The following is a 13,242-nucleotide window of genomic DNA, read 5'->3' as shown; positions in this document are numbered from 1 at the left end:
GCACCCGGCCAAGCCCGAGACGCCGGCCACCCCGGAGCACCCGGCCGCGCCCACGAAGCCCGCGCACCCGGAGCCGGAGACCGCGGCGAACTGAGACGTCGGGCCCAACCCACCCCCCGAGACGGGCCCGCGACACCGGAGATCGGGCGACAACCCCACGCTGTCGCCCGATCTCTCATTTTTTGGCCACTGCTCACGAGACCTCGGACCCGGCAGTGGGTCAGTCGGTCGGCAGGACCTCGGCCGGCGATGAGGCGGTGGGCTCCTCGGTCGGTTCCTCCGATGCGCTCGGCGAGGGGTCGACGCTGGGGTCGGTGGACGACGACTCACCCGGCGTGGTGGACGGCGTGGTCGACGGGTCGACGCTCGGGCTCGTGGACGGCGACTCACTGGTCGTCGGGTCCACACTCGGCGTGGTCTGGTCGTCCTCGTCCGGCTCCTTCCTCGGGGAGTCGTTGGAGGAGTCACTGCCGGTGACCCGAGAGATCGTGGTTCCGTCCGTGGAATCGGTGCCACCGGTGATCGAGGAGACCGAGCGGCCGGCGATCAGCTCGAAGGCGGTGATCACCAGCATCGCAGCCAGGAAGAAGCCGGCGGCCACGATCGCGATCTTCTTCCACGGCAGCAGGGAGAGTCGTTGGCCCCACGAGGGCTCGGCCGCCACGTCGGTTGCGTTCTGCAGCTCCGCCCTGGCCTCGTCGAGGTCCTCCTGCGCCAGCTCGAGACGCCCCTCCACCTCGCCGTCGTCCACTGTCCGGCCGGCCCGACGCACCTGCGACTGGGCCGAGTCGACGGCCTGCTGAGCCGCCTGCTGGGCAACCGCGATGCGGTGCTTGCTGCGGGCCAGGCCCTGGGAGTAGAACGCGCTGGAGACGGTGAGGGCCAGGCTGCCCACGGCTGCGCCGATCAACGTTCCGGCGGCACCGAGAGTCGAGAGGAGTACGGCGGTCGAGACCGCGGCCAGGGCACCGCCGAACGCCTTGATCCAGTCGATCTCGAGGCGTGGCTTGTCAACGTCGTTCATCGTTGCCGAGTATGCAGTAGTGACCGAGGCCACGGCCCCGATCCGATGACGGCGGCGGTCCGGAGTCCGTCAGGCGTGGTCGCGCAGGTAGCGGCCGAAGTGGGGCACCGTGAACGCGATGCGGCCCCGCTCCCCGGAGTAGATCAGGCCCTTCTTCAGCAGGGCGTCACGCGCCGGCGAGAGCGACTGCGGCTTCTTGCCCAGCACGGTGGCCACGTCGGCGGTGGGCACCGACCCGATGTCGTCGAGCTCGTCCTCACCCTGCTCGGCGATCGCCACGGCGGCGTCGGCCATCGCGCGGAGGTACTCCCGCTCCCCCGGCGTGGCCCGCTCGTAACGGCTGCCGAAGAAGCCGACGGCCAGCTCGTTCTCAGCCTCGGGTGAGGCCACGGCCACGTCCTCGCCGGTGATCGGCGAATGCGGTGCGAGGTCCCAGACCGCCTTGCCGTAGGCCTGGATGAAGTAGGGGTAGCCACCCGTTGCGGCGTACATCGCGGTCAACGCCTCGTCGGTGAAGCAGGCGTCCTCGTCGTCGGCGGGCGCGGAGAGCGCCCGGTCGGCGGCCTCGCGGGCCAGCCGGTCGATGCGCTGGTAGCGGAAGAGCCGCTCCGAGTAGGACTTGCTGGCCGAGAGCACGGCCGGCAGGTGCGGCAGCCCGGCACCGACCACGATCACCGGCAACCCGGACTGGCTGATCTCGTGGCACGCCGCGCACAGTGCCGAGACGTCGTCGGGGCCGAGGTCCTGCATCTCGTCGATGAAGATCGCCACGCCCTTGCCGACGTCGGCAGCGAGGCCGCCGAGGTCGGTGAACAGCTCGACCAGGTCGATCTCGATGTCGCCCGAGTCGGCCCGCCCCTTCACCAACGGGGCGTCGATGCCCGGGTTCCACTGCTCGCGCAGCTTCGCGTTCGGGCCCGCGTCTCGCTGCGCGAAGGCGCGGATCACACCGAGCACGTGGTCGACGTCGTCGGACTGCGGATGACCGAGCTCGCGCACCGCCTGGTGCAGCGCCGAGGACAGTGGGCGACGCAGCCCCTGGTCGGGTCGCGCCTCGAGCTTGCCGGTGCCCCAGTGCCGGCGTACGGCGGCCGAGCGCAGCGCGTTGAGCAGCACGGTCTTGCCGACACCGCGCAGCCCGGTCAGCACCAGTGAGCGTTCGGGCCGGCCCCGCGCGATGCGTTCGAGGACGACGTCGAAGGCGCCGAGCTGCTCGTCTCTGCCGGCGAGCTCGGGCGGGCGCTGCCCGGCACCGGGCGCATAGGGATTACGGATCGGGTCCACGATCGAACACTATCCGGGTGTCTAGCGATCGACGTAGACATTCCTAGCGAGTCTGATCGTGGTCAGGCGGGACGCCCTGCGGTGTGGTCGTCAGGACGGCCGGGGCGCAGGCCCTCCTGAGTCGGGCGCGGCGCCTCGTCGTACGCCGAGGCCAAGCCGGCGCGCAGCGCGTCGATCAGGTCGGGCACCTCGTCGACGGCCAGTCGGAACGACGCGGCGCAGACGTTCTCGCGCCACAGCGACAGCACGACGACACCGGCCTCGTGGTGCCAGGTCACTTTGAGCGCGCGGTCGCCACCGCGGGCGTCGAGGTGGATCGACCCCGCCCGGGTGAACGGCGAGCGTGCCATGGATCCATGATGCGCCTGCCGTGCGCATCTGTCACCGGCTTGTCCCGAAGCGGACCGCCGAACCAGCGCACCCGGCTACGGCAGACCCGGCAACGGCAGACCCGCAACGGCTGGGCCACTAGGCTGGAGGGGTGCCCGAGTTGCCGGAGGTCGAAGCGCTCACCCGGGACCTCGCGTCCCGGTTGGAGGGGCGCGCCATCGCGAAGATCCACATCGCCGCGTTCAGCGCGCTGAAGACCTTCGACCCGCCGCTGTCCGCGGTCGAGGGCACCTTCGTCGAGGGCGTGACGCGGCACGGCAAGTTCCTCGACATCAGCACCGGCGGCCTCCACGTGATCCTGCACCTGGCCCGCGCCGGCTGGGTTCGCTGGCGTGACGAGGTGCCCCAGCTGCCCCCCAAGCCGAGCAACAAGTCACCGATGGCCGCTCGCATCGTGCTCGACGACGACAGCGGCCTCGACATCACCGAGGCCGGCACCAAGAAGAGCCTGGCCCTCTACGTCGCCCGCTCGCCCCAGGACATCGAGGGCATCGCCCGACTGGGCCCGGATCCGATGGCCGACGACTTCACGATCGACGTGCTCCGCCAGATCCTGCACGACGCCGGCCGGGCCCAGATCAAGGGCGTGCTGCGTCACCAAGGCACCATTGCGGGCATCGGCAACGCCTACTCCGACGAGCTGCTGCACGCAGCGAGGCTGTCGCCGTTCAAGCCTGCCTCCTCGCTGGACGAGACCGAGCTCGACGTGCTCTACGCCGCCATCCGTGGCGTGCTGGGTGACGCGGTGGCCCGCGCCGACGGCGTGGCGATGAGCGAGCTCAAGGGGGAGAAGAAGTCGAACCTGGCGGTGCACGGCAAGACCGGCAAGGCGTGCCCGGTCTGCGCCGACGTGGTGCGGGAGGTGTCGTTCGCCGACTCCAGCCTGCAGTACTGCGCGACCTGCCAGACCGGCGGGAAGCCCCTGGCTGACCGACGCACGAGCAAGTTCCTCAAGTAGTCTCGACGGTCGTGGCCCGACCGGCCCGGCCACTGGACGTGACCACTGAAGGAGTCCCATGCAGGTGCCCACCGTCGCCATCACCGGCGTCCCCGACCCGCTGCCCGAAGGGCTGCACGTGCTCGACGTGCGCGAGCAGGTCGAGTGGGACCACGGCCACATCGAGGGTGCCCAGCACATTCCGCTCTCGGAGCTGGGCAACCGGCTCGACGAGGTGCCGAACGAGCAGACCCTGGTCGTGTGCAAGGTGGGCGGCAGGTCCGCACAGGCGACCGCCTGGCTGGCCAGCCAGGGCCGCGACGTGGTCAACCTCGACGGCGGCATGCTCGACTGGGAAGGCAGCAACCGGCCGATGGTCTCCGAGAACGGTCAGGCACCCCAGGTCGTCTGACCGACTCAGCCAGAGGCGCCCTGGAAGCTCAGACTCAGCAGGACTCGTCGACGAACTCGTTGAACGACGTGAGCTGGGCCGATTCCGCGGCGGTCAGGTCATCGGTCATCGCCTCAGCGCCCTCCATCGTGAACGCCACGTCGACGATGTCGGCGTGCAGCCCGAAACCGGTGCGAGCGTTGGCGGGCAGCGCCTCGTCGTCCTCACCCGAGGCGAGAGCGGCCACTCCGGTGCGATAGGCCTCGAAGTCACCGGCAGGGTCGAGCGCCGTGAAGGCCTCACAGAACTGCGTCACGTCCGCCGCGTTCTCACCCTCGGAACCCTTCTCGTCCTTGTCGTTGCCACCGCATCCTGCGGTCAGGGCCAGCGCCAACAGGGCGGCGACCGTGGCGGCTCGGATCTGGGTGACGCGCATGGATTCTCCAGGGAGGCGGGTGTCTGTGGTGCGAAACGGGCGGGTGCCCCGGCCCATGATGGCCGAGGCACCCGCCCGTTGTCCGTGGAACCCGGGGATGCTCAGTTCGTGGGCATCTCACTGGGCATCTCGCTCAGCAGCGAGCTCGGGAAGTCGCTGGGCAGCAGGCTCTGCACCTCGCTGGGCAACTCGCTGGGCATCTCGCTCGGAATCGAGGAGGGGTCGATCGACAGGTCGGAGGGCAGGTCGCTGGGCATGCCGGACGGCGCCCCGCTCGGCAGGTCACTCGTGCACTTCTCGAGGAAGTACTTGGTGAACGCCTCGCCTTCGCTCTTCTCGTCGTCGGACGCATCGTCCTCGGCCTTCGTGAGGTCATCGACGTCGTCCGCGTCGTCGAAGACGTCGAGCATCTTCTCGAAGCCCTTGCGGGCGTCATCGCCGATGTCGTCAGGGGTGCCGACGTCGCCGAGCTCCTTGACGGCGTCCTTCTGGTCATCGAAGGAGCTGGTCTCGCCGACCTTCGTCATCGCCGTGCAGAAGTCGTCCTTGCTCGCGTCGTCCGGCGGGCCACCACAGGCAACGAGTGCTCCGAACAACATCACGCCCGCACCGGCGACGGCGATCTTCCTGGTTCTCATGCTGCACTCCTCGGTTCTCTGATCCCGGGTGGGACGACGGCTTGCCACCATGCTGCGCCAGCGAGTTCACGAGCAGGCCACGACCAGATGAATTCCGATCAGGGGCTGCACTCGGCGTTGACGTAGTCCAGGAACGCCTGGACCTGCGACTTCTCGGCCGCGGTCAGCTTTTTGGTCGCGGCCGAGAGGTCGGCCTCGGTCTTCGCACCCTGCACCAGGCCCAGCATGACGGCGAGGCCAGCTGACTGGTCGGCCGTGAAGTCAGACGGCGGCTCGACCGCGCTCAGACCCTCGGCCCAGCCCTTGATCTCGGTGTAGCCGCCCTCGTCGAAGCCCTGCGCGACTGCGGCGGTGCAGAACTCGGACCGGTCCGGGTCCGCAGACTCGGTGTCCGTCGACTCGGTGGGGTCGCTGGACTCCGACTCGGTCGACTCGGTCTCCGTGGGTGACTCGGACTCGGTCTGGCTGGCCGGGTCGCCGGCGGAGCTCTTGTCGTCCTTGTCGTCGTCGCCGCAGGCGGCGGTGGAGCCCATCAGGAGCAGGGCACTGGCACAAAGGATCGCGATTCGACGCATCGGATCACACCTCTTCTTCGTCGTGTCGAGTTCGTGCGGTCGGCCCCATCAAACCCGGTCGGAGGCTGGGGCACCGAATCGGGCGGCCGGCGATCACTCCACCTCCGGGCAGGTCTTCCTCCCGGTCGAAGCCAGCGCCTCGAGGTCGTCAGTGCTCGCGGCGTCCAGCTCCGAGACGGTGCTCGAGAGCTCATCCAGCGAGGAGGCCCCTTCGGCCAGGTCGATCGCCAGCACCAGTCCGGCGCGCGCCTGCGGGTCGAAGCCGGGCGGCGTACCGACCTCGCCCAGGCGTCGGGTGCTGGCGCGGATCGCGCCGATCTCGGAGGCCGCGACGAAGTCGGCGTACGCCGCACAGAAGTCCTCGGTCGACGCGTCGTCGGGGATCGACTCGGACAAGGAGCCTCGGGTGGCCGGGTCGCCGGCGGCGGCGCCCAGGTCCGCCGCGGAGTCATCTCCCGAGCAGGCGCCGGTCGCGCCGGCCACCACGAGGATGCCGGCACACAGGAGTGAACGTCGTCGCACGGTGGTCACCTCTTCTGGTTCCGAAATGACGACTGCGGGGTGGCGCTTGGCCACCCCGCAGTCGTGTGAAGCGCTGGTCGTCAGATCACTCGCAGATCTCGCCGGCCTTCTTGGTGAAGGCTTCCAGCTTGTCGTTGTCGTCGCTGTCGAGGTCGTTGACGTTGTCGTTCAGCGCGTCCTCGTCGTCGGAGTCGTCGACGGTGTCGAGGATCAGCTCGAAGCCGTCACGAGCGTCGCCGTCGATCTTCTCGGGCGTGCCGACCTCGTCGAGCTTGTCGGAGGCCTTCTGGACGTCCTTGAACTCGTCAGCAGACTGGAACTTGCCGTAGGCATCACAGAAATCCTTCTCGGACGCGTCGTCCGGGGCGCCACCACATGCCGTGAGACCGCCAACAAGGACCAGGCCCGCGCCCACGAGTGCGAGTCGTCGCATCCCGTCACCTCTTCATCATTTAGGGAATGTCTGGGAGTTACGTTCCCACCCGAATCCGGTTTCATGCATGCACGACACAGATTTCTTGAGAAGTTCCTGAGAACACTCGGGATATCGGGGTCAGGGCGTCGACTCTGCGCATGCCGCACTCTCGTAGGCGGTGTAGGCGGTCACCACCTTCTGGTCCCGGGCGGTCAACGACCGGGCCTTCGTGACGAACTCCTCCTTGTCGGCGGAGGCGTCGATGGTCGTGTCGAGCACGTCGAGTCCAGCCTTCACGTCGGCACCGGCCTCGGCGGGCAGCTTCGCCACGAGTCCATCGACGGCCTCCTGGAGCTCGTCGAACTCCTTGGCAGCGGCAGCCACGGTCACGGCATCACAGAACTCGGCACCGGCCGGTTCGACGCTGCCGTCAGGGTCGGGGGCCGGTGCCGACGATGACTCCGCGTCCGAGTCGCTCGACTCGGAGGCATCCTCGGAGCCACCATCAGTCGCACTGTCGTCACCGGAGGCGCCCTCGCTCGCACTGTCGGTGGCCGACGCGCTCTCCGACTCCTTGGCCGCGGAGTCCTGGTCGGAGTCGCCCCCGCATCCGGCGGTCAGCCCGGCCAGCAGCAGCACAATGGCGCAGACAAGGGCGGTTCGTCGCATCCCGATCACTCCTGAGGTCGATGGGTGTCTCCGGTCAACGCCCACCATCCTGACGGACGGCACCTGAGCGCCGATCCGTCGGGAGGGCCCCGTGCCCCTCACCACGACCGCGATCCGTGCCGGGTTCAGCCGAGCGCGGTCGGCTCCGGCAGGACGACGGCCGCGCGCAACCGTTCGAGGTAGGTCGCCCGCGGCACCTCGACCACGCCCAACGAGGCCAGGTGGTCGGTGCGCCACTGCACGTCGAGGAGCCGACCCGGCACGCCGTCGTCGAGCAGGTCGACCAACCCCACCAGCGCCACCTTCGAGGCGTCCCGGTCGCGGTGGAACATCGACTCACCCGCGAAGAGGCCGCCGGTCGCGACGCCGTACAACCCACCGGCCAGTCGTCCGTCGCGCCACGCCTCGACCGAGTGCGCCCAGCCCAGACGGTGCAGCTCGACGTACGCCGTCCGGATGCCGGCGTCGATCCAGCCGCCCTCACGCACGGGGTCGGCGCAGGCGTCGATCACCTCCTCGAACGCGGTGTCGACCCTGATCTCGAAGTCGCGACAGGCCCGACGCAAGGACCGTGAGACCCGCAACCCGTCGAGCGGGAGGACACCTCGCCGCTGCGGGCTCCACCAGCCGATGTCGTCGTCCTCCAAGGGCATCGGGAAGTAGCCCGAGCGGTAGGCGAGCAGCAACGTGCCCGGTTCGAGATCGGCGCCGATCGCGATCAGGTCGTCGGCCACGGCGGAGGGATCGGGGAAATCCCACGGTGTGGCAGGTGGTTCGATCGGCACGACCCTAGGATGCACCGCATGGGTATCGGATCGAGCATCTCCAAGCGCATCACGCCGAAGATCACGCAGGCGGCTCCCAATCTCACCTCGGGCTTCGTCCGCGAGGCGCTCAAACGCGCCGTCGACGGGATCGGACCCCTGCCCTCGGCGGAGGCGACCGCGAAGGCTCGACTGGAGAAGGCCGACGGGGACGTCGACAAGGCGATCCGCGACGTGATCGAGTGGCATGCGGCCTACGCCGGGGCCGAGGGATTCGTGACCAACCTGGGCGGGCTGGTCACCGCGGCGGCCTCCATGCCGGCCAACATCACCGGGCTGGCGCTGATCCAGTGCCGGATGGTGGCGGTGATCGCGCACCTGCGCGGCTACGACCTGCACGACGACCGGGTCCGCAACGCGATCCTTGCCTGCGCCCTGGGCGAGGACTCGGTCAAGAAGCTGGTGAAGAAGAAGCAGCTTCCGGCGCCACCGATGGCGCTGGCCACGGCCCCGGTCAACGACCCGGCACTCGACAAGGCGATCGCCGCCGAGGTCGCGAACTCGTTGATCGGCAAGGTGGCCGGCAAGCGACTGGCCACCACGATCGGTCGACGCGTGCCCGTGGTGGGCGGCGTGGTCGGGCTCTCCGCCGATGCGTGGAGCACCTGGCAGATCGGCCGCTACGCCGGGCGCGAGCTCCTGCCGCGCACCCGACGGTAGAAGCCCAGCAGGCGGCGTCCCCAGCCCTTGTCCTCGGCCGAGCGCACGATCTTCTCGCGGGCTCGGTAGGTCGGCCGCAGGTAGGCCCGCTCCAGCGCGATCTGGGTCTCGCGGAGCTCGTCGCGCAGATCCGTCTCGACCTGGCGCATGCGAGCACCCTCGAGCAGCAGCGCCCGGATCGCCTCGAGCGCGGCCGCGTTGACCTCGCGGTGCCGCGGCCGGTCGGGGTCGCTGAACGGCACCGGACTGCTGTCGGGGATCAGGTCGTCGAGGTCACCGACCACGTCGTAGCGCCGCTCACGCAGCTCGTCGACCCAGGCGTGGGAGAGGTCGTCGGCCCAGGTCCACACGTCCGGCGGCAGAGCCAACCGTGGTGAATCCGAGCGCTTGGAGAGAGTCTGGTGAGCAAGGAGCTCACGCACCAGCGGGCGGTAGGCGCCGGGCTCGACGTCGGCGTTCGAGGTCTTGTTGATCCGCCGGATCAGCGCGGTCTCGGGCACTCCGAGGGATGGGTTGGCCCGCTCCACGTGCAGGTCGAGGTCGAGTCCGTCGAGAGAGAACGCGTCGGCGAAGCGCTCCCAGAGCAGGGTCTTGGGCGCGCCCGGCTTGGGCACGGTCACGACGTGCACACGTGAGGGGTCGAGCTCGGCTCCCCACCGGTTGAGGATGTCGGGGATCTCCTGGACGCCCCAGAACCACGTGGCGATGCGGCCGGTGCGGTCGGGATCCTGCACCTGGGCGAGGAATCGGCGGTAGCTGATCGTGCGGCGGTGCTTGATGTTCTCCTGCCACTCGGCCGGGATCTGACGCACCAGGTCACGCGCGGAGAGCACCACGTGGATCTCGGTGTCGGGGTGGCCCAACGACTCGAGGGCCTTGCGGATCTGGGTGCGTGAGGCCGTCGCCAGGATCTCGTGGCTGATGATCGCGGTGCTGCCCTGCCAGTCGCGCACCTTCTCGGCCAACTGGTCCCACGCGCCGACCGCCTGGGTTTCCAGGCCACCCCATGGCAGGCGCATGAGGTCGAGGGCGGCGAGGAAGTGGCCGTCGAAGCGATCGGCGGGGTAGAGCACCCCCTGACCGGCGAGGCTGTCGCGGTTGCTGAACAGCACGTCCTGGAGGTAGGACGTGCCGGTCTTGGGGGTCCCGACGTGGAGGATGACGCGCTTCGGGCTCACGATTCGATCTCCTTGACCTTCAACAGCGTGCGCAGGGCCACGTCAAGGACGCCGGTCTCGTCCGTGCCCGGCTCACGCCGCCGGTCGGTCGGGACCAAGGCGTCCAGATCCCCGACCACAGGGTATCCAGCAACCCGGAGTTCATCGCGCATTCGCTCGGCCTGCTGCCGCACCCAGTCCTGGTGACGGGGCGGAACCCCGCGTCGCCTCCCGGTCTCGTCGGCCAACCACGGAAGCAGCACGCTGTCGAGCAGGTGCTGGTGGCGTTCGGGGGTGACCAGCACCCGGAGCACGACGTTGAGGTGCCGCACGAGATCCAGGGCTTCGGGCGAGAGGCCGACCCGGGTCGCGTCGACGGGACGACGTACGCCGACCAGCCGGGCCACGGCCGGCAGGGGGTGCTGGGCGACCACGATGTGCACGCGATCCGCACCGAGTCGGGCAGCCTGGTTGGCGGCCACCCGGGGCAGGTCGACGACCCGTGGCAACCGGTCGCGCCGGACCCGGTCGGAGAGCCACCAGCGCCAGGAGGGGTTGACCGCATGCTGCACCCGCCAGCTCCACACGTCGGCGAGCATCGCGGCCAGGTCATCGGCCACGATCACCGCGATCGGTGCGCGTCGGCCGGGTTCGACGCCGGCCCGTGACAAGGTGCCACGCACCTGCGAGACCGCCAGCGGGTCGCCGTACAGGCTCCAGCCACGACGCCAGGGTCGCACCAGACGGGGGGGCGGCTCGGGTGTGGCACCGGGGTCGTGCTCGACGACCAGCTCGGCAAGGAGCCCGACCGCGGCCCGGATCAGCTCGTGGGTCGGCAGCTGCGCCGGATCCACCGGACGTGGCCCGAAGCGAGAGCCCGAGTGCACGCCGACCAGCTCGAGGTCGGGTTGGCCGCGGCCGGGGCCGCTGGACTCGAGGATCTGGTCGACGAGCCGGGCGTGCCCGGGGTTGTCGGCTCCGCCCAGGGCACTGTCGACCTGTCGGGCCTGCCCGAAGGCGTCGGAGCGGGCGAGGGCGTTGAGGCGGCGGGCCACCTCGAGCTGGATGGCCCCCGGCACCAGGTTGCCCCGTGAGACGGATGCCCCGGCGAAGTCGGCCCAAGGGGTGTCGCCTCCGGCGCGGAGGTGGTCGACCCACCCCCAGGCGCGGGCGATCCCCGGGTTCTCCTGGTCGGCACTGGTCACCTGATCACCGCTGCCGGATCTGCCCGGCGCGGGCCTTGATGCGGGCGCCGAGCTCGCGCGACGGGTCGGGTCGACTGGCGGCCTCACGGGTCATCACGGTCAACGCGTTCACGGCCGCCTTGGTGATCGCCTTGGAGCGCACCGTGTTGGGATCCTCGGGCAGGTCGGCCGGTGGTGGCCCAGTCTGGAGGTCCGCGAGGTCGCCGACCACGTGGACGCCGGCCTGTTCGACCCAGGCGGTCCAGCGTTGCGCCTCGGCCTGCGCCCAGTCGTAGTGCGCCGGTGGGAGCTGCACCTTGCGGGAGCGCCGCCGGCCGAGCTCGCTGCGGTCCAGCATGGTCTGGATCAGCTCGTCGTGGGCAGCGGTGCTGCGGGTGGAGCGGTCCAACTGCCGGTTCAGCCGGCGCAGCAGCTCGGTCTCGGCGACCCCGAGCCCGGCGTTGGCGCGCTCGGAGTCCAGGTGCGCCCAGGTCGGGTCGATGCCAAAGGCCTCGCAGGTGCGCTCCCACAGCAGGTTCTCGTTCGTCGAACGCTGCGGAACCGTCACCACATGGATTCGCTCGGGCGGCAGGGTGCGGCCCCAGGCGGTCAGCACGCTGGGCAGGTCGAAGGCGCGCATGAACCACGGGATCCCGTCCTCCGCCTTGGCCAGGAACCGGTCGAAGGACCAGCGCCGGCCCTGCTTGATGCTCTCCTGCCAGGCGGCGGGCAGCTGTCGCACCATGTCGCGGGCCGTGTAGACGACGTGGATCTCGCTGCCCTGAAGGTCGTTCATCACCCGCGCGATCTTCTCCGCCGGTGCCGGCGCCAGGATCTCGTGACTGATGATCACGGTGCCGCTGCGACGCTGGGTCATTCGGACCATCGACGACCAGGCACCCCGTGCGTGCCCGGAGGGGCCGCCCCAGTCCTGGTCGAGCAGGTCGAGGGCGGCTCGGAAGTGGAAGAGGGTCGGGTCGGCGAAGAGGCGCTTGTTGGGGAAGTGCACGGCGTGCTCGGCCAGCCCGCGGGCGTTGAGCGCGAGTCGGTCCTGCACGTAGGTCGTGCCGGTCTTGGGCGCCCCGACGTGCAGGAAGACCTTCCGCTTGCTCATGGGCCGCATTGTGCCGCACTGGTCACGACAGTGCGGTGACCACCCGTGAGGGGCTCGGGCGGCCGAGGTGCCCGGCCATCCAGGTGCTGGTCGCGACGAGCGACTCCAGGTCGACGCCGGTCTCGATGCCGAGTCCGTGCAGCATCCAGACCAGGTCCTCGGTGGCCAGGTTGCCGGTCGCGCTCTCGGCGTACGGGCAGCCACCGAGCCCACCGGCGCTCGCGTCGAACGTCGTCACACCGGCTTCGAGTGCGGCGTACGCATTGGCCAGCGCCTGGCCGTAGGTGTCGTGGAAGTGGACGGCGAGGTGGTCGACGACGAGGCCGGCCTCGTCGAACGCGCCGATCAGCCGTGTGACGTGGCCGGCGGTGCCGACGCCGATGGTGTCCCCGAGGCTGAGCTGGCTGGCGCCGAGGTCGAAGAGGCGCTTGCCGACGCCGACGACCTGCTCGACCGGAACGTCACCCTCCCACGGGTCGCCGAAGCACATCGACACGTAGGCGCGCACGTCCATGCCGGCCTCTCGGGCGCGGCGTACGGTCGGCTCGAACATCGCGAACTGCTCGTCGAGGCTGCGGTTGAGGTTCTTGGTCGCGAACGTCTCGGTGGCACTGCCGAAGATCGCGATGTGCTTGAGGCCGAGCTCGAGCGCGCGGTCAAGGCCGCGCTCGTTGGGCACCAGCACCGGCAGCTCCGGGTTGGCGAGACCCTCCATCAGCTCCTTGGCATCGGCCAGCTGGGGCACCCACTTGGGGTGCACGAAGCTGGTCGCCTCGACGATCGGCAGGCCCGCGGCGACCAGACGCCGGATGAACTCGGCCTTCACCTCGGTCGGCACGATCGCCTTCTCGTTCTGCAGTCCGTCGCGGGGACCGACCTCCCAGATCGTGACCTTCTCCGGGAGCGCGGTCGGGCTCTCGACGCGCTGTGGCTGCCTCATGCTGGTCCCCTGCTCGATCCTTGCGGTGCCTCACTCCGGCACACCTCGTGCCTCGGCGTACCTCCGCGGGGGCTCCTCGGCA

The 13,242-nt window shown here is 69.9% G+C and carries 17 protein-coding genes; 3 read left to right on the top strand and 14 right to left on the bottom strand.

The window, feature by feature from the left end; genetic code table 11:
- Positions 1-220: 220 nt before the first annotated feature.
- The 3 genes from NJ4_RS03810 to NJ4_RS03800 all read right to left on the bottom strand — a co-directional run bounded on the left by NJ4_RS03810 (position 221) and on the right by NJ4_RS03800 (position 2,658).
- Positions 221-1,024, bottom strand: coding sequence for a hypothetical protein (locus NJ4_RS03810; protein ID WP_067430418.1), 804 nt, complete (start codon positions 1,022-1,024; stop codon positions 221-223).
- A gap of 69 nt (positions 1,025-1,093) precedes the next feature.
- Positions 1,094-2,308 (bottom strand): ATP-binding protein, encoded by a 1,215-nt coding sequence (locus tag NJ4_RS03805; RefSeq protein ID WP_067430415.1) that lies wholly within the window; start codon positions 2,306-2,308, stop codon positions 1,094-1,096.
- A gap of 62 nt (positions 2,309-2,370) precedes the next feature.
- Complete coding sequence (locus NJ4_RS03800) at positions 2,371-2,658, bottom strand: hypothetical protein (RefSeq protein ID WP_174524574.1); 288 nt, start codon at positions 2,656-2,658, stop codon at positions 2,371-2,373.
- Positions 2,659-2,789: 131 nt separating this feature from the next.
- On the opposite strand from NJ4_RS03800, the gene NJ4_RS03795 reads away from it, so the two are divergent.
- Both NJ4_RS03795 and NJ4_RS03790 read left to right on the top strand, forming a co-directional pair.
- A complete protein-coding gene (locus NJ4_RS03795; protein ID WP_067430412.1) occupies positions 2,790-3,656 on the top strand; it encodes an Fpg/Nei family DNA glycosylase in 867 nt (288 codons plus the stop codon).
- Between the two features lie 58 nt (positions 3,657-3,714).
- Positions 3,715-4,047, top strand: a complete 333-nt coding sequence (locus tag NJ4_RS03790; protein ID WP_067430409.1) for a rhodanese-like domain-containing protein — start codon at positions 3,715-3,717, stop codon at positions 4,045-4,047.
- A gap of 34 nt (positions 4,048-4,081) precedes the next feature.
- On the opposite strand, the gene NJ4_RS03785 is transcribed toward NJ4_RS03790, so the two are convergent.
- The 7 genes from NJ4_RS03785 to aat form a co-directional block, all read right to left on the bottom strand.
- On the bottom strand, positions 4,082-4,462 hold the full coding sequence (locus NJ4_RS03785) for a hypothetical protein (protein ID WP_067430406.1): 381 nt from the start codon (positions 4,460-4,462) through the stop codon (positions 4,082-4,084).
- A 101-nt stretch (positions 4,463-4,563) separates the two neighbouring features.
- Positions 4,564-5,100, bottom strand: a complete 537-nt coding sequence (locus NJ4_RS25500; RefSeq protein ID WP_067430403.1) for a hypothetical protein — start codon at positions 5,098-5,100, stop codon at positions 4,564-4,566.
- Between the two features lie 98 nt (positions 5,101-5,198).
- Complete coding sequence (locus tag NJ4_RS03775) at positions 5,199-5,675, bottom strand: hypothetical protein (RefSeq protein WP_067430399.1); 477 nt, start codon at positions 5,673-5,675, stop codon at positions 5,199-5,201.
- A gap of 93 nt (positions 5,676-5,768) precedes the next feature.
- Complete coding sequence (locus NJ4_RS03770; protein WP_157550667.1) at positions 5,769-6,197, bottom strand: hypothetical protein; 429 nt, start codon at positions 6,195-6,197, stop codon at positions 5,769-5,771.
- 85 nt (positions 6,198-6,282) lie between these two features.
- Positions 6,283-6,630, bottom strand: coding sequence for a hypothetical protein (locus NJ4_RS03765; RefSeq protein WP_067430393.1), 348 nt, complete (start codon positions 6,628-6,630; stop codon positions 6,283-6,285).
- A 120-nt stretch (positions 6,631-6,750) separates the two neighbouring features.
- Entirely contained in the window at positions 6,751-7,281 is a 531-nt protein-coding gene (locus NJ4_RS03760; RefSeq protein WP_157550664.1) for a hypothetical protein, read from the bottom strand.
- 125 nt (positions 7,282-7,406) lie between these two features.
- Positions 7,407-8,066 carry a leucyl/phenylalanyl-tRNA--protein transferase gene (aat, locus tag NJ4_RS03755; RefSeq protein ID WP_067430388.1) on the bottom strand — a complete coding sequence of 220 codons (660 nt, stop codon included), beginning with the start codon at positions 8,064-8,066 and terminating at the stop codon, positions 7,407-7,409.
- 18 nt (positions 8,067-8,084) lie between these two features.
- On the opposite strand from aat, the gene NJ4_RS03750 reads away from it, so the two are divergent.
- Complete coding sequence (locus tag NJ4_RS03750) at positions 8,085-8,765, top strand: EcsC family protein (protein WP_245644435.1); 681 nt, start codon at positions 8,085-8,087, stop codon at positions 8,763-8,765.
- Here NJ4_RS03750 and NJ4_RS03745 read toward each other — a convergent pair.
- The 4 genes from NJ4_RS03745 to NJ4_RS03730 are packed head-to-tail and all read right to left on the bottom strand — an operon-like array spanning position 8,726 to position 13,160.
- Positions 8,726-9,943, bottom strand: a complete 1,218-nt coding sequence (locus NJ4_RS03745; protein WP_067430383.1) for a hypothetical protein — start codon at positions 9,941-9,943, stop codon at positions 8,726-8,728. The genes NJ4_RS03750 and NJ4_RS03745 overlap by 40 nt on opposite strands.
- On the bottom strand, positions 9,940-11,127 hold the full coding sequence (locus NJ4_RS03740; protein ID WP_067430380.1) for a hypothetical protein: 1,188 nt from the start codon (positions 11,125-11,127) through the stop codon (positions 9,940-9,942). Before NJ4_RS03740 ends, NJ4_RS03745 begins: the two co-directional genes overlap by 4 nt.
- A gap of 4 nt (positions 11,128-11,131) precedes the next feature.
- Entirely contained in the window at positions 11,132-12,220 is a 1,089-nt protein-coding gene (locus tag NJ4_RS03735; RefSeq protein ID WP_067430377.1) for a hypothetical protein, read from the bottom strand.
- Positions 12,221-12,242: 22 nt separating this feature from the next.
- Complete coding sequence (locus NJ4_RS03730) at positions 12,243-13,160, bottom strand: hydroxymethylglutaryl-CoA lyase (RefSeq protein WP_067430374.1); 918 nt, start codon at positions 13,158-13,160, stop codon at positions 12,243-12,245.
- Positions 13,161-13,242 lie beyond the last annotated feature (82 nt).

The organism is Nocardioides jensenii JCM 1364 = NBRC 14755, assembly GCF_001552535.1.
GTDB lineage: Bacteria > Actinomycetota > Actinomycetes > Propionibacteriales > Nocardioidaceae > Nocardioides > Nocardioides jensenii.
Note: the sequence above shows the minus strand (reverse complement) of the source record. Positions and strands in the feature narration are given on the sequence as shown.

Excerpts from the sequence above, each read along its gene's own strand:
- NJ4_RS03810 (WP_067430418.1), bottom strand. The coding sequence starts at position 1,024 with ATGAACGACGTTGACAAGCCACGCCTCGAGATCGACTGGATCAAGGCG.
- NJ4_RS03800 (WP_174524574.1), bottom strand. The coding sequence starts at position 2,658 with ATGGCACGCTCGCCGTTCACCCGGGCGGGGTCGATCCACCTCGACGCC.
- NJ4_RS03790 (WP_067430409.1), top strand. The coding sequence starts at position 3,715 with ATGCAGGTGCCCACCGTCGCCATCACCGGCGTCCCCGACCCGCTGCCC.
- NJ4_RS03785 (WP_067430406.1), bottom strand. The coding sequence starts at position 4,462 with ATGCGCGTCACCCAGATCCGAGCCGCCACGGTCGCCGCCCTGTTGGCG.
- NJ4_RS25500 (WP_067430403.1), bottom strand. The coding sequence starts at position 5,100 with ATGAGAACCAGGAAGATCGCCGTCGCCGGTGCGGGCGTGATGTTGTTC.
- NJ4_RS03775 (WP_067430399.1), bottom strand. The coding sequence starts at position 5,675 with ATGCGTCGAATCGCGATCCTTTGTGCCAGTGCCCTGCTCCTGATGGGC.
- NJ4_RS03765 (WP_067430393.1), bottom strand. The coding sequence starts at position 6,630 with ATGCGACGACTCGCACTCGTGGGCGCGGGCCTGGTCCTTGTTGGCGGT.
- NJ4_RS03760 (WP_157550664.1), bottom strand. The coding sequence starts at position 7,281 with ATGCGACGAACCGCCCTTGTCTGCGCCATTGTGCTGCTGCTGGCCGGG.
- NJ4_RS03750 (WP_245644435.1), top strand. The coding sequence starts at position 8,085 with ATGGGTATCGGATCGAGCATCTCCAAGCGCATCACGCCGAAGATCACG.
- NJ4_RS03735 (WP_067430377.1), bottom strand. The coding sequence starts at position 12,220 with ATGAGCAAGCGGAAGGTCTTCCTGCACGTCGGGGCGCCCAAGACCGGC.
- NJ4_RS03730 (WP_067430374.1), bottom strand. The coding sequence starts at position 13,160 with ATGAGGCAGCCACAGCGCGTCGAGAGCCCGACCGCGCTCCCGGAGAAG.